This window comes from Pseudomonas sp. R4-34-07 (assembly GCF_003852375.1).
GTDB lineage: Bacteria > Pseudomonadota > Gammaproteobacteria > Pseudomonadales > Pseudomonadaceae > Aquipseudomonas.
Genome location: NZ_CP027760.1, coordinates 4,622,952 through 4,644,630, shown reverse-complemented (window position 1 = coordinate 4,644,630; position 21,679 = coordinate 4,622,952). Strand labels below are relative to the sequence as shown.

The following is a 21,679-nucleotide window of genomic DNA, read 5'->3' as shown; positions in this document are numbered from 1 at the left end:
ACATGCCTTCGTTCGACGTGGTATCCGAACTGGACAAACACGAAGTCACCAACGCCGTCGAGAACGCCGTCAAGGAACTGGACCGTCGCTATGACTTGAAAGGCAAGGGCAGCTTCGAATTCAAGGAAAAGGAACTGACCGTCAACCTGACCGCTGAAGCCGATTTCCAGCTGGAAGCGATGATCGAGATCCTCAAGCTGGCCCTGGTCAAGCGCAAGATCGACGTGCAGTGCCTTGAAGTCAAGGACGCCTACGCTTCCGGCAAGCTGATGAAGCAGGAAGCCGTGCTCAAGGAAGGCATCGACAAGGAACTGGCCAAGAAGATCGTCGCGCACATCAAGGATGCCAAGCTGAAAGTCCAGGCGGCCATCCAGGGTGAACAGGTGCGTGTCACCGGCAAGAAGCGTGATGACCTGCAAGAGGCAATCGCGGCCCTGCGCGCCAAGACCTTCGACATGCCGCTGCAGTTCAACAACTTCCGCGACTGATGGCACCTTGCGGAACCTGTGGCCGTTTTCGACGTCCCACGCCGCAGCAACAATGCCTACAATTGAGCCCTACGGGGCTCATTTGCGTTTTCAGGCAGTCAATGAAGCCGCATATCCGCACAACAGGAGAAGATAGATGGATTTGAACGCTGAAGTGGATCACTTGATCAAGACCTCGCAGTCCTGGATCCCGATGATCATGGAATACGGCAGCCGGGTACTGCTGGCCGTTATCACCCTGGCCATCGGTTGGTGGCTGATCAACGTCTTTACCCACCGAGTGGGGCGCTTGCTGGCCGTGCGTAACGCCGACCTGGCGCTGCAGCACTTCATCACCAGCCTTGCGAACATTGCGCTGAAAGTCATGTTGATCGTCAGCGTGGCCTCGATGATCGGCGTGGCGACCACCTCGTTCGTCGCCGCCATCGGTGCCGCTACCCTGGCGATCGGCCTGGCCTTGCAGGGCAGCCTGGCCAACTTCGCCGGCGGCGTGCTGATCCTGTTGTTCCGTCCGTTTCGCATCGGTGACTGGATCGAAGCCCAAGGCACCTCGGGTACCGTCGACAGTATCCAGATTTTCCACACGGTGCTGCGTACCGGCGACAACAAGACGGTGATCGTACCGAACGGCATCCTGTCCAACGGCATCATCACCAACACCAACCGCCAGCCGACCCGCAAGGTGGTGTTTGACGTAGGCGTGGACTACGAGGCTGACCTGCAGAAAGCCCGTGAAGTGTTGCTGGAACTGGCCAGGGACCCGCGCGTGCTGGCCGACCCGGCGCCCGTCGCAGTGGTATCGACCCTGGGCGACAGCTCCATCACCGTGTCCCTGCGTTGCTGGACCAATACGGCGGATTATTGGGATGTGGTGTTTATGCTCAATGAACTGGCGCGCGACCGTTTGAAAGGGGCGGGGATTGATATTCCGTTTCCGCAGCGGGTTATTCGCGTGATGCAGGAAGCACCTGCTAAGTCGTGAGAAAGTCTCGCATTCAAGTTGGCCGAAAGGTCAGGTTAAATGCGACAGGCTCATATAGTTACTTAGCTTGCTAGTTATTTCGTTGTTGGACATATAACTGCAATAAAAAAGCCGCTCCCTTGCAAACAGGGGAGCGGCTTTTTATTCAAGGTCGAAACCTTAAGTCATCGTTGTAATTACTCGCGTGATTACAAGATGTTCAGCGGGTAGTTCGCGATCAGACGCAGTTCGTCGATCGAAGGCGAACCGTAGTAAACGCCATCACCGGAACGATAAGTCGCTTGGCGCAGACGCAGGCTGAGGTTTTTAGCCGGGCCGCTCTGAACCACGTACTTGGCTTCGATGTCGCGTTCCCACTCTTTACCGTTGCTGGTGGTGGCTGTGTTGGCGCCGCTACCGGTCACGTAACGCGTCATGAAGCTCAGGCCCGGAACGCCGAAGGTCGCCATGTTGATGTCGTAACGTGCCTGGTACGACTTCTCGCCTTCGGCGTTGAAGTCGGAACGGGCGATGGAGTTGGCCAGGAATACAGTGCCGCCGCCATCTACGCCGTAGCCGTAGTCGCCGTCACCGGTAACCTTCTGGGCAGCCAGGGTGAAGGTGTGAGCGCCGACGGTGTACGCGCCCTGCAAGCTGAATGCGCGGTTGTCGAGCTTGGTCACGCCATCTTTCTCTGCGCGCTGCAGGCCGGCGCCTTCGCTCTTGGTGTCGTAGATGTTGAAGTCCAGCGCGAAGGACTGGTCATCGCTCAGGGCGTGGGTCCAGTTCAGGTTGCTGTAGTACTTGCGGAAGTAGTCTTCGGTTTTCGCGTAGTACAGGCTGCCAGTGACTTCAGGGGTGAAGGCATAGACGCCGCCGACGAAGTCGGTCTTCGTCAGGCCCAGGCTGTCGTGGTAGGTCTGGTTCTGCGCGACGCTGGAAGTGAAATGGCCGCCTTCGAGCTTCAGGCCCTTGATCTCGTTGCTGGTGATCGAGATACCTTGTGGCAGTTCTGGGAGCAAACGGCTGTCATCGGAGGCGAATACAGGCGCTGTGGTGTATTGGTCACCGACTTTCAGCACGGTATTGGAAATGCGGAACTTAACCGCGCCGCCGCCTTTTGAGTACTCGTCTTGCGAACGACCGTCGGAACCGGTAGGGAACAGACCGGTGCCGGCACGGCCCTTGCCGCTGTCAAGCTTGAGGCCCATCAGGCCGATCACGTCAACGCCGACACCGATGGTGCCTTGGGTGAAGCCCGACTCGTACAAGGCGTTGAAGCCCAGGCCGCTTTCTTCCGCACGGCTCTTGGAGCCCGGGCCCGACGGGTTGTTGCGGAAGTCGCGGCTGAAGTACAAAGCGCGAGTGTTGATGCTGAACGTGCTGTCTTCAACAAAGCCCTTGGAATCGTCTTGGGCGGACGCCATTGCGAACTGCGAGGTGCCTGCTGAAACAGCCAGGGCGATCATGCTCCACTTCATCACGCGCATCGTGATTTGCTCCTTTGGTTTTAGAAGAGTACTGCCGTCCCACCTGTATTTTTATCTGGGCGGCTCTTTCTTTATGTGTGTCGGCGCAAAGTTATCTCACACCGGCGCTGTTGACGATACTTGCCAAACTATCCTTTCAGCTTCTTTACGAGGCTGTCGTAAATTGCTAGCTCCGTGTCGCAAATCACAGCCCGACGGTAACCAGGCTGACAACTTCAATGTTCTTTTCAAACGCCTTCAAAGTTTGAAATCGTCCCTGGTACACATTGAAACGCTAATGTTTCTTATCGCGAAACCCTGGCATCCACCCAGGTGTCGTTGCCGACGATAGCGAGGTGAATGCAACAAGCGTGCACAAAGCGCCAACCGAATGTCATTTTTTCGTGAAAAACGTTACGGCAGTGTAAAAACCGCATAAACACGGGCCTCTCGGGCAGTCTGGTTCAGGCTCGACATTCAGGTGTTACCGTCGTGCGGTGGCGCGCAAAACCTGCGCCTTGGCAAAACGTTACCGATTGACCCTCATAAGTGGGTAGCGGCCGACTCCCTTTGAAGCACAAGTGGGTCATTTTGGTGCATCCCTTCGAAGCCCGAGTTAGCGTGGTTCACACATCCGACTGCCTCGAAAGGGTGCATCCCTGGAATGGGTTTGCCTCAGGCCGCTCGCGCATTCGCCGTGAAGCCTCGCGCATTCGGCGGTATGCTGGGCGCCTGTAATTGACCTGCCGAACGGAGTGCCCACGTGTTCGCTTTAGATCAACGCCTGCATCAAGACACATTGGCCATTGGGGACTTCCCGCTCTGCCGCCTGCTGCTGTCCAATGATTCGAATTATCCCTGGTTCATCCTGGTACCGCGCATTGACGGTATCAGCGAAGTGTTTCAACTGGATGTCGCCGAGCAACAGACGCTGTGGCAGGAAACGACCGCCCTCGCACAGCTGCTGAACGAAGGCCTGGCCGCCGATAAGATGAACATCGGCGCGCTGGGTAACGTGGTCAGCCAGCTGCATGTGCATGTCATCGTGCGCAAGCGCGATGACGTGGCATGGCCGGCGCCGGTGTGGGGCAAGCATCCGGCCCGTCCTTACAGCGCAGAGCAGGTGGCGGCGATCCGCAGCCGATTACGTGAATTATTGCCTGCCGACTTCATTTTTACCCAGGACTGAACCATGGATCTGCAAGATCGCGTCACCGACCTGGAAAGCCGCCTGGCTTTCCAGGACGACACCATCGAAACCCTCAATGATATTCTGGTCGCCCAGCAGCAAGCGGTGGAGCGCCTGCAATTGCAGATGATCGCCTTGCTCAAGCGCCAGGAAGAGATGGGCGGCCAGTTCGAAACCTCGGAAGAAGAAGCCCCGCCGCCGCACTATTAAATGAGCGTGCAATAAAAAACCGCGATCCGGCCTACGCCGGATCGCGGTTTTTTTTGCAGCGCAGGCTGGAATCAGCGACGCGGCAGGGCAGCGATGACATCTTCAGCTTGCAGGCCTTTGTCGCGGTTCATCACCGAGAACTCCACGCGCTGGCCTTCGACCAGGACGCGGTGGCCTTCACCGCGGATAGCTCGGAAGTGGACGAAGATATCGTCACCCGAGTCGCGCGAAATAAAGCCGAAGCCTTTGGAGGTGTTGAACCACTTGACGGTCCCGGTATCCCGGTTGGTCATGTCGTAGTTTTGCGACGCGGCCGCTGGGGACGAACGGTAGAAGCTGATGGCCAGGTGAAGAACGATGGCGACCACAGCGATTACCAGGCTGAGCAGGATGGCCGGGTGGCCGCCCACTTCAGGCATGGGTGCCAGCAGGGTAAGGGTTTGAACAACGACGGTCAGTACCAGCAGCGCGCTGACCAGGTTTTGCAGTTGATGACGCGTGCCTTTGTTCCAGTAGGGGATTACCGGTGCCAGGGTCAGGTTGAGAAGGCCGAACAAGGCCAGGTATAGAGCGTCGTGTTGTTGCAGGTAGGGCAGGCTTTCAGGCTGCAGGCTCGGGATAAAGGACAGCAGCAACGCTGCAACGCCCGTTAGCAGGTGGACGATTTTCAACATTTTGATTAACTCACGTTAAGACGGATCACAAGGAAGAGCTGACTGGCACGGTTCGCTTCTGAACAATGGGAGGCGTTGGGCACGTGCGCGGGTAGCAGCCTATGTGACGTGCCGCAGAAATGAACGGCAGCCACACGCCGCCTATTTAACAGCAAAGGCTGTGCCTACTCAAATCAAGCATTTCGGGGTGTTGCAATCGAGGTGGCATTTTTGCGTCGAAGGCTTGTCCTAGACAGGTGCAGGTAATTCGAGCGGCCTTTCGAGCGTTTTTCTTACAGGATGACCGGCTCTTCGGCCGCTGCCCTCGCAACCGGTGCGGGGCAATTTGCCGCACATTGCCTGGGTGCGTCGGGCTGCACGCGGCCAGCACTCTTGCTAGAGTGATCCTGCACCTGATCAATGAATGCTCGTCAATTGAAGGGGAAAAACATGGCAATCGATATTGGTATCAGTGAAGAAGATCGTAAATCCATCGTCGACGGACTTTCACGGCTGCTGTCCGATACCTATGTGCTGTACCTGAAGACCCACAACTTCCACTGGAACGTCACGGGCCCCATGTTTCGTACGCTGCACTTGATGTTCGAAGAGCAGTACAACGAGCTGGCGCTGGCGGTGGATTCCATTGCCGAGCGTATCCGTGCCCTGGGCTTCCCGGCACCGGGTGCCTATTCGATCTACGCCCGCCTGTCTTCGATCAAGGAAGAAGAGGGTGTGCCGAGCGCCGAAGAGATGATCAAGCAACTGGTGGCTGGCCAGGAGGCTGTCACCCGTACCGCGCGTGGCATTTTCCCGTTGCTCGACAAGGTCAGCGATGAGCCGACTGCGGACCTTTTGACCCAGCGGATGCAAGTCCACGAAAAAACCGCGTGGATGCTGCGTTCGCTGCTCGAAAATCAATAACCGTCGAACCCGTGCGGCGTCTTCGGGGCGCCGCTCACTGGTTTCTCTGCGCTTGCTGGCGTTGTCCTACGACGCCCAGCGCCCGCGTCTTCTGGCTGCTCGTCGCTTCCTGCGGTTTTATAGGCTGACCGTCCAATGGGAGAAACCCATGGACTGCTGTTTTGGCAAGGGAGTGTCAGGTGTATGTCATGTGGTAAGGGCGTGGAAACCGGTGGTTTTCACAAGATAAAGGTCGATCCCTTCGCGAAAGGGTTCGACATGGGGCTCGCCAAGCCATTATCGCGGTCGGTGCGGCTCAACGGGTTTTCCACCTGCCTGCGGCTGGAACAGATCTACTGGAATATCCTGACGGAAATGGCCAGGATCAATACCTGCTCGGTCAGTGCGTTGTTGTCCTATGTCGATCGGGAAGTGCATTTGCGCTATGGCGGTGTGAAGAACTTCAGCGGGCTGGTGCGGGTGGTGTGTGTCGTTCACCTGTTGAAAGACCGCCTTAGCGCCTCTGGCCCCTTCTGATGGAGGCTGCAGGGCGTGGCCCTTCCTTCCGGCGGGCCGCGCCTCGGGCAGAAAGCCGGCTGCGCTGCCTCGATTTACCAGATATAATCCCGCGCTTTGCTGCGCATGCCGGGCTTTATGCACATCGGCAGGGCGTAGCGCAGTAACGATCTGATCGCCGAGACAACTCCATGCCCATGTACGACTATCAATGTGCTTCCTGTGGTCATCAGTTGGAAGCCATTCAGAAGATCAGCGCCGCGCCGCTGGTCGATTGCCCAGCCTGCCAGGCACCTGAGTTGAAAAAGATGTTGTCCATGCCGGGCTTCCGCCTGAGCGGCAGCGGCTGGTACGAGACCGATTTCAAGACCGGCGCCAAGAAGAACCTGGCGGGCGGCGACAAAGCAGACTGAGTTGAACTCTACGCGCAGGCTCCTGCATTATCCGTCCCCTGCTTTAATGTACGGTGACGAGGCACGCCTGCCACCGAATTTCGAATTACGAGAAGTGAAACCACGACCATGATGCGCAGCCACTATTGCGGCCAACTGAACGAGACCCTGGAAGGTCAGGAAATCACCCTTTGCGGATGGGTTCACCGTCGCCGCGACCACGGCGGGGTGATCTTCCTCGATATCCGTGATCGTGATGGTCTGGCCCAGGTAGTGTTCGACCCGGATCGCGCCGAGAGCTTCGCCGCCGCCGACCGCGTGCGCAGCGAATACGTCGTGAAGATCACCGGCAAGGTGCGCCTGCGCCCGGCTGGTGCCGTAAACAAGAACATGGCGTCCGGCGGCATTGAAGTGCTGGGCTATGAGCTGGAAGTGCTGAACGAGTCGGAAACCCCGCCGTTCCCACTGAACGAATATTCCGACGTTGGCGAGGAAACTCGCCTGCGCTATCGCTTCCTGGACCTGCGTCGTCCGGAAATGGCCGAGAAGCTGCGTCTGCGTTCGCGCATGACCACCAGCATCCGCCGCTTCCTCGACGAGAACGGCTTCCTCGACGTGGAAACGCCGATTCTTACCCGCGCCACCCCGGAAGGCGCACGCGACTACCTGGTACCGAGCCGTACCCACCCGGGTAGCTTCTTCGCCTTGCCGCAATCGCCGCAGCTGTTCAAGCAACTGCTGATGGTGGCCGGCTTCGACCGTTACTACCAGATCGCCAAGTGCTTCCGTGACGAAGACCTGCGCGCCGACCGCCAGCCAGAATTCACCCAGATCGACATCGAGACCAGCTTCCTCGATGAAAAAGAGATCATGGGTCTCACCGAACAAATGATCCGCAACCTGTTCAAGGAAGTGCTGGACCTGGAGTTCGGCGAATTCCCGCACATGACCTTCGAAGAGGCCATGCGTCGCTACGGTTCCGACAAGCCAGACCTGCGTAACCCGCTGGAACTGGTCGACGTGGCCGACCAGCTCAAGGACGTCGACTTCAAGGTGTTCAGCGGCCCGGCCAACGACCCGAAATGCCGCATCGCCGCCCTGCGCGTGCCTGGCGGCGCGAGCATGCCGCGCAAGCAGATCGACGACTACACCAAGTTCGTCGGCATCTACGGTGCCAAGGGCCTGGCGTACATCAAGGTCAACGAGCGCGCCAATGGCGTTGACGGCCTGCAGTCGCCGATCGTGAAGAACATCCCCGAAGCCAACCTGAACACGATCCTTGATCGCGTCGGTGCGGTCGATGGCGATATCGTGTTCTTCGGTGCCGACAAGGCCAAGATCGTCAGCGAAGCCCTGGGCGCACTGCGGATCAAGCTGGGTCACGACCTGAACCTGCTGACCTGCGAATGGGCGCCGATGTGGGTGGTCGACTTCCCGATGTTCGAAGAGAACGACGACGGCAGCTTCAGCGCCTTGCACCACCCGTTCACCGCGCCGAAGTGCTCCCCGGCCGAGCTGGAAGCCAACCCGGCCGGCGCGTTGTCCCGTGCCTACGACATGGTGCTCAACGGCACTGAGTTGGGTGGCGGTTCGATCCGTATTCACCGCAAAGAAATGCAGCAAGCAGTGTTCCGTCTGCTGGGCATCAACGAAGCGGAACAGGAAGAGAAGTTCGGCTTCCTGCTCGACGCGCTCAAGTACGGTGCGCCGCCGCACGGTGGCCTGGCCTTCGGCCTGGACCGTCTGGTGATGCTGATGACCGGTGCCCAGTCGATCCGTGAAGTGATTGCCTTCCCGAAAACCCAGAGTGCTGCGGACGTCATGACCCAGGCGCCGGGCGTCGTGGATGCCAAGGCACTGCGCGAATTGCACATCCGTCTGCGCGAGACGCCGAAGGCTGAGTAAGGCTGCTGCGTGAAAGCGCACTGAGGTTTACGCAGTCTTAAAGGCGCATCTTCGGATGCGCCTTTGCGTTACAAAGGCCGCACTTAAAAAGAGAAGTCCGCCCGGAGCGGGATAGATAAAGGTTTCTAGAGAATTTCGGAGTTGTGTTATGGCTGGCCATTCCAAGTGGGCGAACATCAAGCACCGCAAAGAGCGTCAGGATGCCAAGAAAGGCAAGATCTTCACCAAGTGGATCCGCGAGCTGACCGTCGCCGCCCGCCAGGGTGGCGGTGACCCGGGCTCCAACCCGCGCCTGCGCCTGGCGCTGGACAAGGCGCTCGGCGCCAACATGAGCCGTGACATCATCGACCGCGCCGTGGCCCGTGGCGCCGGCGCCGCCGACACCGACGACATGGTCGAGCTGACCTACGAAGGCTATGGGCCAGGCGGCGTGGCGGTGATGGTCGAATGCATGACCGATAACCGCAACCGTACTGCAGCTGCGGTGCGTCATGCGTTCAGCAAGTGCGGCGGCAACCTGGGTACCGACGGTTCGGTGGCCTACCTGTTCGAGCGCAAGGGGCAGATTACCTTTGCAGCGGGCACGGATGAAGACGCGCTGATGGAAGCCGCGATGGAGGCAGATGCCGACGACGTGGTCACAAACGAAGATGCCTCCATCGACGTGTTCACCTCGTTCGCCAGCTTCTACGCGGTGCGCAATGCTTTGGAGGCCGCAGGTTTCAAGGGCACTGACGCGGAAATCGTGATGCTGCCGACCACCAGCGCCGAACTGGACCTGGACGGTGCGCAAAAGGTGTTGAAGCTGCTGGATATGCTTGAAGATCTGGATGATGTGCAAAACGTGTATTCGAATGCCGACATTCCGGAATCCGTGGCCGAACAGCTAGGCTGAAGGTTGATGTAGATCCAAATGTGGGAGGGGGCTTGCTCCCGATAGCGGTGGGTCAGCCAAAAATATTCTGACTGATCCACTGCCATCGGGGGCAAGCCCCCTCCCACATTGAACTTCGCTGTATCAAAAAATATGTTTATCCAACCCGCAGGCGTTATGACTTTAATCCTAGGTATCGACCCCGGTTCGCGCATTACCGGTTTTGGCGTGGTGCAACACACGCCGCGTGGCTGCGTTTATGTAGCCTCGGGCTGCATTCGCACCGGCGCGGGGGAGTTGGCCGAGCGCCTGCAGATCGTCTATCGCGGCGTTCGTGAAGTCATCCAGACCTACGGCCCGGTGACCATGGGCATCGAAAAAGTCTTCATGGCCAAGAATGCCGACTCGGCGTTGAAGCTCGGCCAGGCCCGTGGGGCGGCCATTGTGGCGGGGGCCGAGGAGGGCATGGAAATCGCCGAATACACCGCGACCCAGGTCAAGCAGGCCGTCGTCGGTACGGGTGGGGCGAATAAGGAACAGGTGCAGATGATGGTCATGCACATGCTCAAGCTCACCTCAAAACCCCAGATCGACGCATCCGACGCCCTGGCCATTGCCATTTGCCACGCCCACACCCGCTCCAGCCTGCTGCCTCATGGCCTGGGCGCGGCACGCAGTCGTGGCGGACGCCTGCGTCTCTGATAGCATCAGCGCAATCGTTATTTCCGGTCAGGCCTGTTCTGACCCCAAGCTTTAAGGATCTGAACCGTGATTGGACGCTTGCGCGGCACCCTGGCTGAGAAACAGCCGCCGCACCTGATTCTGGATGTGAATGGATTGGGGTATGAGCTTGAAGTGCCCATGACCACCTTGTACCGCTTGCCGTCGGTCGGCGAGCCGATAACTTTGCACACGCATTTAGTCGTGCGAGAGGACGCGCAACTGCTCTATGGTTTCATTGGCAAGCGCGACCGTGACTTCTTTCGCGAACTGATTCGCCTCAACGGCGTCGGGCCCAAGCTGGCCCTGGCGTTGATGTCGAGCCTGGAAGTGGATGAGCTGGTGCGTGCCGTTTCGGCCCAGGACACCTCGGCGCTGACCAAGGTGCCCGGTGTCGGCAAGAAAACCGCCGAGCGCCTGCTGGTGGAACTCAAGGACCGTTTCAAGGCCTGGGAAGTGGTGCCGAGCATGTTCGCCCTGGTGCCCAATCAGCCGGATATGCCGGCGACTCAGGTTGCCAGTGCCGAAAGCGATGCTGTCAGTGCGTTGATCTCCCTGGGCTACAAGCCGCAGGAGGCCAGCAAAGCGGTGTCGGCCATCAAGGACAAGAACCTGAGCAGCGAAGACATGATCCGCCGAGCCCTGAAGGGAATGATTTAAGTGATTGAAGCTGATCGTCTGATCGCGGCCACCGGCCCGCGCGACCGTGAAGAAGTCCAGGACCGCGCCATCCGCCCCTTGAGCCTGGCCGACTACATCGGCCAGCCTACCGTGCGCGAGCAGATGGAACTGTTCATCCAGGCCGCGCGCGGGCGCAGCGAGTCGCTGGATCACACACTGATCTTCGGCCCGCCTGGCCTGGGTAAAACCACCCTGGCCAATATCATTGCCCAGGAAATGGGCGTGTCGATCAAGTCCACCTCCGGCCCGGTGCTGGAGCGCCCCGGCGACCTGGCCGCGCTGCTGACCAATCTCGAGCCTCACGACGTGCTGTTTATCGACGAGATCCACCGGCTGTCGCCCATCGTCGAAGAAGTGCTGTACCCGGCGATGGAGGACTTCCAGCTCGACATCATGATCGGCGAAGGCCCGGCAGCCCGCTCGATCAAACTCGATCTGCCACCGTTCACCCTGGTCGGCGCGACGACCCGTGCCGGCATGCTGACCAACCCGCTGCGAGACCGTTTCGGTATCGTTCAACGTCTTGAGTTCTATAGCACCGCCGACCTTGCGACGATCGTCAGCCGTTCGGCGAGTATCCTCGGCTTGCCGCTGGACCCTGAAGGCGCATTCGAAATCGCCCGGCGCGCGCGGGGTACGCCGCGGATCGCCAACCGTTTGCTGCGCCGCGTACGCGATTTTGCCGAGGTACGGGCCAAGGGGCATATCACCAAGGCGGTCGCGGACCTGGCGTTGAACCTGCTGGATGTGGATGAACATGGCTTCGATCACCAGGATCGGCGCTTGCTGCTGACCATGATCGAGAAATTCGACGGTGGCCCGGTGGGCGTGGACAGCCTGGCCGCCGCCATCAGTGAAGAGCGGCATACCATTGAGGATGTGCTGGAACCCTACCTGATCCAGCAGGGCTACATCATGCGCACGCCACGGGGCAGGGTGGTAACGCGTCACGCCTATCTGCACTTCGGGCTAAACATTCCGTCACGATTGGGAGAGATGCCCGTGGTAGACGAATTTCTCGATGCAGTGGACGATTAAAAAATTGTAGGAGCGAGCTTACTCGCGAAAAACCTCAACACTGACGCAGTGTGTCTGGTTGTACGCGGCGCGCTCAGGGGCTTTGCAAGCAAGCTCGCTCCTGCAGGGTATTTGTCATGTGGGGTGATTTATCTGAAGTTTGTGCTGTCCCAGTGTCTGGCGTCGTCATTCAGGCAATGGAAATGTGTTCAGGTATTGAAAAAACAGTTGTCCAGCCGGATTGGCAACCTGAGGAGTAAGCACTAGAGTATGCGCGCGCAAAACGGGGATCAGTCGTTCGCACATCGCTGTCGCGTTTATTACGAGGACACTGATGCCGGCGGCATCGTTTATTACGTCAATTACCTGAAATTCATGGAGCGGGCTCGAACCGAGCGGCTACGGGAGCTGGGCTTTGCCCAATCCTTGCTGGCAGGGGAGGACCTGTTATTCGTCGTGCATTCCAGCGAGGCGCGTTACCACGCACCGGCGCGGCTGGACGATGAACTGCTGGTCAGCGCTGAAGTCATCGAATTGAACCGTGCCAGCCTGCGATTCAAGCAGCAGGTCAGGCGGGCTACGGATGCAACGCTGCTCTGTGAGGGGCAGTTCCTGGTGGCGTGTGTACGCACCAACAGTTTGAAACCTCGGGCCATTCCCGAAACTCTACGTGCGGCCTTTGCCGCCGTGAGCGGCGCGGGTAAACAATCAAAGCAGGAGATTTAGCGTGGAACCTACCGTCGTCGACCATTCCTCCATGTGGAGCCTGGTCAGCAATGCCAGTGTCGTGGTGCAACTGGTCATGCTGACCCTGGTAGCCGCATCGGTTACCTCTTGGGTCATGATTTTTCAGCGCAGCAACCTGCTGCGTGCCGGTCGACGTGCCCTGGAGAGCTTCGAAGAGCGCTTCTGGTCGGGTATCGACCTGTCCAAGCTGTATCGCCAGGCCGGCAGCAATCCGGACCCGGATTCGGGCGTCGAGCAAATCTTCCGCGCCGGCTTCAAGGAGTTCTCGCGCCTGCGCCAGCAACCGGGCGTTGACCCGGAAGCGGTGATGGAAGGGGTGGCCCGGGCCATGCGCGTCGCCATCTCCCGCGAAGAAGAGAAACTGGAGCAGAGCCTGCCGTTCCTGGCGACTGTGGGTTCCGTCAGCCCGTACATCGGCCTGTTCGGTACCGTATGGGGCATCATGAACTCCTTCCGTGGCCTGGCCCAGGCCCAGCAAGCGACCCTGGCCACCGTGGCCCCGGGCATCGCCGAAGCCCTGATCGCCACCGCGATCGGCCTGTTCGCCGCTATCCCCGCAGTAATTGCCTACAACCGTTTTGCCGCCACCAGCGAAACGTTGATCAGCCGTTACTACACCTTCGCCGATGAATTCCAGGCGATCCTGCACCGTAAAGTGCACACCAGCGAAGAATAAGCAGGTAATTCCCAATGGCTTTAATCGCTCGAGCTCGCAAAAAGCGCAAGCCGGTCGCCGAGATGAACGTAGTGCCCTACATCGACGTGATGCTGGTGCTGCTGGTGATCTTCATGGTGACCGCGCCGATGCTCAACCAGGGCGTGAAGGTTGATCTGCCCAAGGTTTCCAGTGAAGCCCTGCCGCAAGACAACAACACTCAGGTCCTGACCATTTCGATCAAGGCTGACAAGACCTACTACTGGAACCTTGGCAGCGAAGTCGACACGCAGAAGCAGCAGGACAAGGCCCTGACCTTGCCGGCGATGACTGACGCCGTGACCAAGATCATTCGCTCCGGCAACGAAGGCGGCAAGCACACCCAGGTGTTCATTCGCGGTGACAAGTCGGTCGACTATGGCTCCGTCATGGGCGCCATGGGCGGGCTGCAGAAGGCCGGCGTCGGTAACGTTGGCTTGATTACCGAGGCGCCCTGATGCAGCAACAGCGAGAGCCGTCCGCCTCGGAAAGCTACTTCTGGCCTGGCGTGTGGGCAATTGCCCTGCACATCCTGGTGTTCGGCATGCTGTTCGTCAGCTTTGCCATGACCCCGGACCTGCCGCCAGCCAAGCCGATCGTGCAGGCGACCCTGTATCAGCTGAAATCGAAAAGTCAGGCCACCACCCAGACCAATCAGAAGATTGCGGGTGAGGCCCAGAAGTCGGCTGCGCGCCAGACCGAAGTCGAGCAGATGGAACAGAAGAAGGTCGAGCAGGAAGCGGTGAAGGCTGCTGCGGAACAAAAGAAAGAAGAGGCGGCTCAAAAGGCCGAGGAATCGAAAAAGGCTGACGAAGCCAAGAAAGCTGACGAGGCGAAAAAGGCTGATGAAGCCAAGAAGTCCGAGAAAGCTGCCGAAGCCAAAAAGGCCGAAGAGAAACAATTGGCTGATATAGCCAAGAAGAAATCCGAAGAAGAAGCCAAGAAAGCTGCCGAGGAAGAGGCCAAGAAAAAGGCCGCTGAAGAAGCCAAGAAAAAGATCGTCGAAGACGCGAAGAAGAAAGCCGCCGAAGACGCCAAGAAAAAAGCTGAAGCAGACGAGGCGAAAAAGAAAGTCGCCGACGAAGCGAAGAAGAAAGCTGCCGCCGACGCCTCCAAGAAAAAGGCCCAGGAAGCAGCCCGTAAATCCGCCGAAGAGAAAAAGGCCCAGGCCCTGGCAGATTTGCTTTCCGACACGCCGCAGCGTCAGCAAGCCTTGGCCGATGAGCGTGGCGATGAAGTCGCGGGCAGTTTCGACGACCTGATCCGGGCTCGGGCAGCGGAAGGCTGGACACGTCCACCTTCGGCACGTAAAGGCATGACAGTAGTGCTGCAGATCGGCATGTTGCCGGACGGCACGGTGACTTCGGTCAGCGTGGCCAAGTCCAGTGGTGACGGTTCGTTCGACAGTTCGGCGGTTGCCGCAGTCAAGAATATTGGCCGGTTGACCGAGATGCAGGGAATGAAACCAAGCGACTTCGCTCCCTATCGTTCATTCAAGATGACATTCACACCTGAGGATCTAGCCTTGTGAGAAACCTTCTTCGAGGAATGCTTGTCGTTATTTGCTGCATGGCAGGGATAGCGGCGGCGGATGAAAAGAACATCCTGGTTACCAGCGGCAGCGATCGGGCCACCCCGATCGCGGTAGTGCCGTTCGGCTGGCAGGGCGGCAGCGTGCTGCCGGACGACATGGCCCAGATCGTCAGCGACGACCTGCGCAACTCCGGCTACTACGCACCGATTCCGAAAGGCAACATGATCAGCCAGCCGACCCAGGCCAGCGAAGTCATCTTCCGCGACTGGAAGGCCGTGGGCGCGCAGTACCTGATGGTCGGCAGCATCACACCGGCCGGCGGTCGCCTGCAGATCCAGTACACGTTGTTCAACGTGGCCACCGAACAGCAGGTCCTGACCGGCAACGTTTCGGGCACCGCCGAGCAACTGCGTGACATGGCCCACTACATTTCGGACCAGTCGTTTGAAAAGCTCACCGGTATCAAGGGTGCGTTCTCCACACGCATGCTCTACGTGACCGCCGAGCGTTTTTCCGTAGACAACACGCGTTACACCCTGCAGCGCTCCGACTATGACGGTGCACGCGCCGTGACCCTGTTGCAGTCGCGCGAGCCAATCCTGTCGCCGCGTTTTGCGCCGGACGGCAAGCGTATTGCCTATGTGTCGTTCGAACAGAAGCGTCCGCGTATCTTCGTCCAGCACATCGATACTGGCCGTCGTGAGCAGATCACCAACTTCGAAGGCCTCAACGGTGCGCCAGCCTGGTCGCCGGATGGTTCGCGCCTGGCATTCGTGCTGTCCAAGGACGGTAACCCGGACATCTACGTGATGAACATGGCTTCGCGCCAGCTCACTCGCGTGACCAGCGGCCCTGGCATCAACACCGAACCGTTCTGGGGTAAGGATGGCTCGACCATCTACTTCACCTCCGACCGTGGCGGCAAGCCTCAAATCTATAAAGCCAGCGTGGGTGGTGGTGGCGCGGAACGCGTGACCTTTATTGGTAACTACAACGCCAACCCCAAGCTTTCGGCCGATGAAAAGACGTTGGTAATGATTCACCGTCAGGATGGTTTCACTAATTTCCGGGTTGCGGCCCAGGATTTGCAGCGCGGAACCGTAAAAATCCTTACAGATACCAACCTTGATGAGTCAGCCACTGTTGCGCCCAACGGCACCATGGTAATCTACGCCACCCGCCAGCAGGGCCGGGGAGTCTTGATGCTCGTGTCCATTAATGGACGCGTAAGGCTCCCGCTTCCTACCGCACAAGGCGAAGTCAGAGAACCATCCTGGTCCCCTTACCTGAACTGACGCGGCGCTACAAAAAGAAGTACTTAACACACTGGGGTTCATTAGGAGTTTCACGATGGAAATGCTGAAGTTTGGTAAGTTTGCTGCTCTGGCTCTGGCTCTGTCCGTAGCCGTTGGTTGCTCCTCTAAAGGCGGCGACAATGCCGGTGAAGGCGCAGCTGTTGATCCAAACGCTGGTTACGGCGCTAACACTGGTGCAGTCGACGGCTCCCTGAGCGAAGAAGCTGCTCTGCGCGCGATCACCACTTTCTACTTCGAATACGACAGTTCGGACCTGAAGCCAGAAGCCATGCGCGCTCTGGACGTTCACGCCAAGGACCTGAAAGCTAACGGCGCTCGCGTTGTTCTGGAAGGTAACACTGACGCCCGTGGTACTCGTGAGTACAACATGGCACTGGGCGAGCGTCGTGCGAAAGCCGTTCAACGCTACCTGGTACTGCAAGGTGTTGCTCCAGGCCAACTGGAACTGGTTTCCTACGGTAAAGAGCGTCCAGTTGCAACTGGCAACGACGAACAGTCGTGGGCTCAGAACCGTCGCGTCGAACTGCGTAAGTAATTCGTCATGCGAACGTGCCGTCGTGCTCTAACTGTATTGGCTTTCAGCCTCGCACCGCTTGCGGTGTGGGCTGCGGTTCCTGTAACGGATAGCAACTCTGGCTATAACAATAGCGGCAGCAGTTATCCGCCAGCGGGTTATGGCACGAACGGCGCCTATGCTGGGGGGGCGGCTACGGCCGCGCCTTCGGCACAGGGCGAACTGTTCAACCAGCTGCAACGCATGCAGGATCAATTGGCCCAGCAACAAGGCGCCATTGAAGTTCTGCAGAATCAAGTGAACCAGCTTAAGCAAGAAGGCCTGGAGCGTTACCAGGATCTTGATCGACGTATTGGAGCCGGTGTTGCACCTGCCGCTACTCCTGATAATTCTTCTACCGGTGGCACGCCCAGTGCTGCCGCCGGTGGCGCAGCAGCGGGGGCCGCGGCAGCCAGCCAGGCCCCGGCCGCCAGCAGTGAACCGGGCGATCCGGCGAAGGAAAAACTGTATTACGATGCAGCCTTCGACCTGATCAAGGCCAAGGACTTCGATAAGGCCAGCCAGGCGTTTACCGCATTCCTGCGCAAGTACCCCAACAGCCAATACGCGGGCAATGCCCAGTACTGGTTGGGTGAGGTCAACCTGGCAAAGGGTGATTTGCAGGGGGCAGGCCAGGCGTTTGCCAAGGTCAGCCAGCTGTACCCCAAGCACGCCAAGGTACCGGACTCGCTGTACAAACTCGCTGACGTGGAACGCCGTCTTGGCCATGCCGACAAGGTCAAAGGCATTCTGCAGCAGGTCGTCGCCCAGTATCCGGGTACTTCCGCTGCGCAGTTGGCCCAACGGGATCTGCAACGCTTGTAAGCAATGCAGTCCGTTTAGAAGAAACCCGCGCCTGGCGCGGGTTTTTTCGTTAGAATCCACGCCCTTTTATGACACACGCTTCCTGGGGTTGACGCGTTGGCGCAATCCCTTGAAGTGCCTGACGGAGGCGGACAGCCTGTTCAGCTGTTACGCCCGTGGCGACTATGCAAGACACATTACGTATTACCGAAGTTTTTTACTCATTACAGGGTGAAACGCGCACCGCAGGGCTGCCTACCGTATTTGTACGACTCACCGGCTGCCCCTTGCGTTGCCAATACTGTGACAGCGCTTATGCCTTCAGCGGCGGCACTGTGCGCACCCTGGACGACATTCTGGAGCAGGTTGCCGGCTACCGACCGCGCTACGTCTGTGTAACAGGCGGCGAGCCGTTGGCGCAGCCCAATGCCATTCCTTTGCTCAAGCAGCTGTGTGACGCCGGATACGAGGTTTCGCTGGAAACCAGCGGCGCCTTGGACATCTCCGCGGTAGACCCGCGTGTGAGCCGAGTGGTCGACCTCAAGACCCCCGATTCCAAAGAAGCTCACCGCAACCGCTACGAGAACATCGACTTGCTGACGGCCAACGATCAGGTCAAGTTCGTCATCTGTTCTCGAGACGATTATGACTGGGCGACGTCCAAGCTGATCCAGTATGGCCTCGAGCGTCGTGCAGGCGAGGTGCTGTTCTCCCCAAGCCATCACGACCTGAACGCCCGTGAGCTGGCGGATTGGGTGGTCGCGGACAACCTGCCGGTGCGCCTGCAATTGCAGTTGCACAAATACCTGTGGAACGACGAGCCGGGGCGTTGATACGCCTGATCAGGCGCTGATGCGCGGCGTTCAACCCGCCGAAATATGACCCCTGCGTATAATTTTGAATTATTTTCAAATAAGGTGTTGAATAATCCTTAGAAATCAGTATTATACGCGCCACCACACAGCGGGTCGTTAGCTCAGTTGGTAGAGCAGTTGGCTTTTAACCAATTGGTCGTAGGTTCGAATCCCACACGACCCACCATTTTTGGCGGTTTAGAAAATCCGGAAGGCCCACGCAAGTGAGGATTTCCGGGTTTTTTTTTGCCTGAAATATGCTGAACATGCGCTCTATGCGCCACGTACATAGTCGCTACCTCTCAGCGAACGGCTCAACCGCCATCACCTATCCCCCTCAGTAGCCTTTTTGCTCTTTTCTGCGCCCCGTCGCGCTCAATTTCGATCATCGTCTAAACCCTGCTCTTAAAGGTTTATTGCCCTATAAATTCATATATTGAAAGAAATCACCACTATTTTTTCAATTTCTGATTTTTTATGTAATTTCTTTCACGTTGTCGCGCCAAATACGCAATTCATGTCAAGCTCTCTATGTTTAGTATTGGATCCAATGTCGGGTGCGTTCAGCGAGGCTGTCTGTGCTACCGACGATCAGTTCTAAAAGGAGAAGCGACATGATGCTCAAGGACCCTTCCAGCAAATACCGCCATTTCACTACCGTGGACCTCCCGGACCGCCAATGGCCAAGTGTCATGCAGGCTGCAGCGCCAACCTGGTGCAGTGTCGACATGCGTGACGGCAACCAGGCATTGATCGAACCCATGAATGCCGAGCGCAAGCGCCGTTTCTTCGAGCTGCTGGTCAAGGTGGGGTTCAAGGAGATCGAGGTAGGCTTTCCTGCCGCTTCCCAGACCGATTTCGATTACGTGCGTGAATTGATCGACAGTGGCGCGATTCCCGACGATGTGACTATCCAAGTGATGACGCAGGCGCGCAGCCATTTGATCGAGCGCACGTTTGAAGCCTTGAAAGGCGCCCCGCGCGCGATCGTGCATGTGTACAACGCCACCGCGCCGGTGTTCCGGGAGGTGGTGTTCGGCGTGGACCGGGCCGGTTGCATCGACATTGCCACCCAGGCAACGCATGAGATCAAGCGCCACATGGACAACAATCCAGATACGCAGTGGACGTTCCAGTATTCCCCTGAAACCTTCTGCTTCACCGAACTGGACTTTGCGTTGGAGGTCTGCGAAGCGGTGACCGATGCTTTCGGCCCGACCCCGTCGAACAAAATGATCCTGAATCTGCCCACCACGGTGGAGGTCTCCACGGCCAATGTCTTCGCCGATCAGATCGAGTGGTTCTGCCGCCATTTCAGTCGGCGCGACAGCGTAGTCATCAGTGTCCACCCGCATAATGATCGCGGTACCGGGGTCGCTACCGCCGAACAGGCTTGCCTGGCCGGAGCCGAGCGGGTCGAGGGCACGTTGTTCGGCAACGGTGAGCGAACCGGCAATGTGGATATCCTGACGCTGGCAATGAACCTCTACACCAGCGGCATCGACCCGCAACTGGATTTCTCGGACATCATCCACGTGCAGCGTGAAGTCGAGTTCTGCAACCAACTGCCCACGCACCCGCGCCATCCCTACGCCGGGGAGCTGGTGTTCACGGCGTTTTCGGGCTCGCACCAGGATGCGATCAAAAAAGGCTTCGCGGCCCGCCAGGCCAATCCCGATGGGCTGTGGGAAGTGCCCTACTTGCCGATCGATCCCGCCGACATGGGGCGCAGCTATGAAGCGGTGATTCGCGTCAACAGCCAGTCGGGCAAAGGTGGCGTGGCGTATCTGCTGGAACAACATGGCATCGTGATGCCGCGGCGCCTGCAGATGGAATTCAGCAGCCTGGTGCAGCAGGAAGCCGATGCCTCCGGTCAGGAAGTCAGTGGCGAGATGATCCTGGCCTGCTTTACCCGGCACTACCTTGACCAAGGCAAGCCTTACATCTTGTTGCAGCCCAAACTGGTCAGCGAGGGCAACGTGACTTATCTGGAAGGCACGCTGATCGGCGGCGCGAGCCCCCTTGAACTGAGCGGTGAAGGTAACGGCCCGCTGGCGGCGCTGGTCGACGCATTCGCGCAGCGCGGCATCCACTTCGACATCGCCGATTACCACGAACATGCCACCCGTGACGGTGCCCAGGCTGAAGCACTGGCTTATGTGGAGATCCGCGTGAACAACCAGTTGCTGTTCGGTGCCGCCCGCGATGGCAGCATCTTGCTGGCGTCCCTCAAGGCGGTGACGAGTGCCGTCAATCGCGCATCGCGTCTGGGCCTGCTCAGCGTGGCGAGTGCTGCGGTGCCTTCCTGAGATGAATGCCCATACCGCATTGGCGGCGCTTACCGGTAACTATGGTCACGGCGATATCGTTGCCTCGCATCGACACGACGAAGGCCAGTTGGTCTACGCCATCAACGGCGTCATGCTGGTATCGGTCGTCGGCACCACTTGGGTGGTGCCGTCCGGGCATGCGCTGTGGGTCCCCTCCGGGCAGGAGCACCAGATCCGCATGACGGGCGAGGTGCGCATGCGCACGTTGCTGATCAGCCCCGGCGCCCACCGCGCCTTGACGGAGGAGTGCCATGTCATCCGTGTGTCGCCACTGCTGCGTGAGTTGATCATCACCGCCGCCGAAACACCTGACAGCGAGCCGGTGGTGGTGCGTCACAGGCAGATTGTCGACCTGATCTTCTCTGAACTCGACAGGGCACAGAAAGTATTGGCGCATGTGCCGATTCCAGACGAGCCGCGGCTCAAGTCGCTGTGTGCCGACTTTATCGACAACCCGTCCCAGGAATCGAAACTGGAGAGCTGGGCGGTGCAACTCAATATGAGTTCGCGCACCCTGGCTCGGCTGTTCCAGAAAGAGTTGGGCATGAGTTATGGCGAGTGGCGCAAGCGCACGCGACTGCTGCTGAGCATGCAGCGCCTGGCCTGCGGCGTGTCCATTCTGGAAGTGGCGCTTGAGCATGGCTACCAAAGCCCCAGCGCTTTCACGGCAATGTTCAAACGCACCATGGGCTACACACCCAGCAACTGCCGTTTGGTCTGATCGACCCCGCGCTACCCCCCACCAACTGGACATGGCCCGCCTTTGCGCAGGGCCATGCGTACGTGCGCCTGGACGGCGGGCGCTCTGGATCCGGCTGCGCAGCCAAGTTGTCCCAATCGAAACGATGGTTGTCTGGAACTCGGGAGAT

24 protein-coding genes and 1 tRNA gene are annotated in these 21,679 nt (G+C 58.7%); 23 read left to right on the top strand and 2 right to left on the bottom strand.

The window, feature by feature from the left end:
• Positions 1–2: 2 nt before the first annotated feature.
• Together C4J85_RS21425 and C4J85_RS21420 are read left to right on the top strand one after the other, a co-directional pair.
• Entirely contained in the window at positions 3–488 is a 486-nt protein-coding gene (locus C4J85_RS21425) for a YajQ family cyclic di-GMP-binding protein (RefSeq protein WP_003193880.1), read from the top strand.
• 136 nt (positions 489–624) lie between these two features.
• Entirely contained in the window at positions 625–1,470 is an 846-nt protein-coding gene (locus C4J85_RS21420; protein WP_124410657.1) for a mechanosensitive ion channel family protein, read from the top strand.
• Positions 1,471–1,658: 188 nt separating this feature from the next.
• Here C4J85_RS21420 and C4J85_RS21415 read toward each other — a convergent pair whose 3' ends face one another.
• Positions 1,659–2,939, bottom strand: coding sequence for an OprD family porin (locus C4J85_RS21415; protein WP_124410656.1), 1,281 nt, complete (start codon positions 2,937–2,939; stop codon positions 1,659–1,661).
• Positions 2,940–3,681: 742 nt separating this feature from the next.
• On the opposite strand from C4J85_RS21415, the gene C4J85_RS21410 reads away from it, so the two are divergent.
• Both C4J85_RS21410 and C4J85_RS21405 read left to right on the top strand, forming a co-directional pair.
• A complete protein-coding gene (locus C4J85_RS21410) occupies positions 3,682–4,107 on the top strand; it encodes an HIT domain-containing protein (protein ID WP_124368168.1) in 426 nt (141 codons plus the stop codon).
• 3 nt (positions 4,108–4,110) lie between these two features.
• Positions 4,111–4,317 (top strand): SlyX family protein, encoded by a 207-nt coding sequence (locus tag C4J85_RS21405; protein ID WP_124364187.1) that lies wholly within the window; start codon positions 4,111–4,113, stop codon positions 4,315–4,317.
• Positions 4,318–4,388: 71 nt separating this feature from the next.
• On the opposite strand, the gene C4J85_RS27855 is transcribed toward C4J85_RS21405, so the two are convergent.
• A complete protein-coding gene (locus C4J85_RS27855; RefSeq protein ID WP_005790922.1) occupies positions 4,389–4,991 on the bottom strand; it encodes a cold-shock protein in 603 nt (200 codons plus the stop codon).
• A gap of 429 nt (positions 4,992–5,420) precedes the next feature.
• Here C4J85_RS27855 and C4J85_RS21395 point away from each other — a divergent pair, with 429 nt between their 5' ends.
• The 19 genes from C4J85_RS21395 (at position 5,421) to C4J85_RS21300 (ending at position 21,531) form a co-directional block, all read left to right on the top strand.
• A complete protein-coding gene (locus tag C4J85_RS21395; protein ID WP_003193874.1) occupies positions 5,421–5,894 on the top strand; it encodes a Dps family protein in 474 nt (157 codons plus the stop codon).
• 183 nt (positions 5,895–6,077) lie between these two features.
• On the top strand, positions 6,078–6,410 hold the full coding sequence (locus tag C4J85_RS21390) for a ribbon-helix-helix domain-containing protein (RefSeq protein WP_124371699.1): 333 nt from the start codon (positions 6,078–6,080) through the stop codon (positions 6,408–6,410).
• A gap of 170 nt (positions 6,411–6,580) precedes the next feature.
• On the top strand, positions 6,581–6,802 hold the full coding sequence (locus C4J85_RS21385) for an FmdB family zinc ribbon protein (protein ID WP_003193872.1): 222 nt from the start codon (positions 6,581–6,583) through the stop codon (positions 6,800–6,802).
• Between the two features lie 108 nt (positions 6,803–6,910).
• A complete protein-coding gene (gene aspS, locus C4J85_RS21380) occupies positions 6,911–8,686 on the top strand; it encodes an aspartate--tRNA ligase (protein ID WP_057013724.1) in 1,776 nt (591 codons plus the stop codon).
• Positions 8,687–8,834: 148 nt separating this feature from the next.
• On the top strand, positions 8,835–9,581 hold the full coding sequence (locus C4J85_RS21375) for a YebC/PmpR family DNA-binding transcriptional regulator (RefSeq protein WP_124368165.1): 747 nt from the start codon (positions 8,835–8,837) through the stop codon (positions 9,579–9,581).
• A gap of 156 nt (positions 9,582–9,737) precedes the next feature.
• On the top strand, positions 9,738–10,262 hold the full coding sequence (gene ruvC, locus C4J85_RS21370) for a crossover junction endodeoxyribonuclease RuvC (protein ID WP_057723842.1): 525 nt from the start codon (positions 9,738–9,740) through the stop codon (positions 10,260–10,262).
• 66 nt (positions 10,263–10,328) lie between these two features.
• Positions 10,329–10,940 carry a Holliday junction branch migration protein RuvA gene (ruvA, locus tag C4J85_RS21365; protein ID WP_124364184.1) on the top strand — a complete coding sequence of 204 codons (612 nt, stop codon included), beginning with the start codon at positions 10,329–10,331 and terminating at the stop codon, positions 10,938–10,940.
• The gene (gene ruvB, locus C4J85_RS21360) at positions 10,941–11,999 is read left to right on the top strand and encodes a Holliday junction branch migration DNA helicase RuvB (RefSeq protein ID WP_003175801.1); all 1,059 of its coding nucleotides are present in this window, start codon (positions 10,941–10,943) and stop codon (positions 11,997–11,999) included.
• Positions 12,000–12,248: 249 nt separating this feature from the next.
• The gene (gene ybgC, locus C4J85_RS21350) at positions 12,249–12,704 is read left to right on the top strand and encodes a tol-pal system-associated acyl-CoA thioesterase (RefSeq protein ID WP_124364183.1); all 456 of its coding nucleotides are present in this window, start codon (positions 12,249–12,251) and stop codon (positions 12,702–12,704) included.
• A 1-nt stretch (position 12,705) separates the two neighbouring features.
• Positions 12,706–13,401 carry a protein TolQ gene (tolQ, locus tag C4J85_RS21345; protein WP_053135845.1) on the top strand — a complete coding sequence of 232 codons (696 nt, stop codon included), beginning with the start codon at positions 12,706–12,708 and terminating at the stop codon, positions 13,399–13,401.
• Between the two features lie 23 nt (positions 13,402–13,424).
• The gene (gene tolR, locus C4J85_RS21340) at positions 13,425–13,877 is read left to right on the top strand and encodes a protein TolR (RefSeq protein WP_161793227.1); all 453 of its coding nucleotides are present in this window, start codon (positions 13,425–13,427) and stop codon (positions 13,875–13,877) included.
• Complete coding sequence (gene tolA, locus C4J85_RS21335) at positions 13,877–14,950, top strand: cell envelope integrity protein TolA (RefSeq protein WP_124364182.1); 1,074 nt, start codon at positions 13,877–13,879, stop codon at positions 14,948–14,950. Before tolR ends, tolA begins: the two co-directional genes overlap by 1 nt.
• 17 nt (positions 14,951–14,967) lie before the next feature.
• Entirely contained in the window at positions 14,968–16,248 is a 1,281-nt protein-coding gene (tolB, locus tag C4J85_RS21330; RefSeq protein ID WP_177412755.1) for a Tol-Pal system beta propeller repeat protein TolB, read from the top strand.
• Positions 16,249–16,303: 55 nt separating this feature from the next.
• Positions 16,304–16,804, top strand: a complete 501-nt coding sequence (gene pal / locus C4J85_RS21325; protein WP_003193861.1) for a peptidoglycan-associated lipoprotein Pal — start codon at positions 16,304–16,306, stop codon at positions 16,802–16,804.
• 6 nt (positions 16,805–16,810) lie between these two features.
• Positions 16,811–17,647: a tol-pal system protein YbgF gene (gene ybgF / locus C4J85_RS21320; RefSeq protein WP_124410655.1), complete on the top strand. Its 837-nt coding sequence runs from the start codon at positions 16,811–16,813 to the stop codon at positions 17,645–17,647.
• Between the two features lie 164 nt (positions 17,648–17,811).
• Positions 17,812–18,459 (top strand): 7-carboxy-7-deazaguanine synthase QueE, encoded by a 648-nt coding sequence (gene queE, locus C4J85_RS21315; RefSeq protein WP_005790893.1) that lies wholly within the window; start codon positions 17,812–17,814, stop codon positions 18,457–18,459.
• Positions 18,460–18,591: 132 nt separating this feature from the next.
• A tRNA-Lys gene (locus C4J85_RS21310) sits at positions 18,592–18,667 on the top strand.
• 427 nt (positions 18,668–19,094) lie between these two features.
• Positions 19,095–20,789 (top strand): 2-isopropylmalate synthase, encoded by a 1,695-nt coding sequence (gene leuA, locus C4J85_RS21305; RefSeq protein WP_124410654.1) that lies wholly within the window; start codon positions 19,095–19,097, stop codon positions 20,787–20,789.
• Between the two features lies 1 nt (position 20,790).
• Positions 20,791–21,531 (top strand): helix-turn-helix domain-containing protein, encoded by a 741-nt coding sequence (locus tag C4J85_RS21300; RefSeq protein ID WP_124410653.1) that lies wholly within the window; start codon positions 20,791–20,793, stop codon positions 21,529–21,531.
• Positions 21,532–21,679: the final 148 nt, after the last annotated feature.

What these genes read in the sequence shown, in the direction of transcription:
- ruvC (WP_057723842.1), top strand. Translation starts at nt 9,738, where the DNA reads ATGACTTTAATCCTAGGTATCGACCCCGGTTCGCGCATTACCGGTTTT.
- C4J85_RS21300 (WP_124410653.1), top strand. Translation starts at nt 20,791, where the DNA reads ATGAATGCCCATACCGCATTGGCGGCGCTTACCGGTAACTATGGTCAC.
- C4J85_RS21420 (WP_124410657.1), top strand. Translation starts at nt 625, where the DNA reads ATGGATTTGAACGCTGAAGTGGATCACTTGATCAAGACCTCGCAGTCC.
- C4J85_RS27855 (WP_005790922.1), bottom strand. Translation starts at nt 4,991, where the DNA reads ATGTTGAAAATCGTCCACCTGCTAACGGGCGTTGCAGCGTTGCTGCTG.
- C4J85_RS21425 (WP_003193880.1), top strand. Translation starts at nt 3, where the DNA reads ATGCCTTCGTTCGACGTGGTATCCGAACTGGACAAACACGAAGTCACC.
- ybgF (WP_124410655.1), top strand. Translation starts at nt 16,811, where the DNA reads ATGCGAACGTGCCGTCGTGCTCTAACTGTATTGGCTTTCAGCCTCGCA.
- C4J85_RS21415 (WP_124410656.1), bottom strand. Translation starts at nt 2,939, where the DNA reads ATGCGCGTGATGAAGTGGAGCATGATCGCCCTGGCTGTTTCAGCAGGC.
- pal (WP_003193861.1), top strand. Translation starts at nt 16,304, where the DNA reads ATGGAAATGCTGAAGTTTGGTAAGTTTGCTGCTCTGGCTCTGGCTCTG.
- C4J85_RS21395 (WP_003193874.1), top strand. Translation starts at nt 5,421, where the DNA reads ATGGCAATCGATATTGGTATCAGTGAAGAAGATCGTAAATCCATCGTC.
- aspS (WP_057013724.1), top strand. Translation starts at nt 6,911, where the DNA reads ATGATGCGCAGCCACTATTGCGGCCAACTGAACGAGACCCTGGAAGGT.
- C4J85_RS21390 (WP_124371699.1), top strand. Translation starts at nt 6,078, where the DNA reads ATGTCATGTGGTAAGGGCGTGGAAACCGGTGGTTTTCACAAGATAAAG.
- tolA (WP_124364182.1), top strand. Translation starts at nt 13,877, where the DNA reads ATGCAGCAACAGCGAGAGCCGTCCGCCTCGGAAAGCTACTTCTGGCCT.
- C4J85_RS21405 (WP_124364187.1), top strand. Translation starts at nt 4,111, where the DNA reads ATGGATCTGCAAGATCGCGTCACCGACCTGGAAAGCCGCCTGGCTTTC.
- C4J85_RS21375 (WP_124368165.1), top strand. Translation starts at nt 8,835, where the DNA reads ATGGCTGGCCATTCCAAGTGGGCGAACATCAAGCACCGCAAAGAGCGT.
- ybgC (WP_124364183.1), top strand. Translation starts at nt 12,249, where the DNA reads ATGCGCGCGCAAAACGGGGATCAGTCGTTCGCACATCGCTGTCGCGTT.
- tolB (WP_177412755.1), top strand. Translation starts at nt 14,968, where the DNA reads ATGCTTGTCGTTATTTGCTGCATGGCAGGGATAGCGGCGGCGGATGAA.
- C4J85_RS21385 (WP_003193872.1), top strand. Translation starts at nt 6,581, where the DNA reads ATGCCCATGTACGACTATCAATGTGCTTCCTGTGGTCATCAGTTGGAA.
- queE (WP_005790893.1), top strand. Translation starts at nt 17,812, where the DNA reads ATGCAAGACACATTACGTATTACCGAAGTTTTTTACTCATTACAGGGT.
- leuA (WP_124410654.1), top strand. Translation starts at nt 19,095, where the DNA reads ATGATGCTCAAGGACCCTTCCAGCAAATACCGCCATTTCACTACCGTG.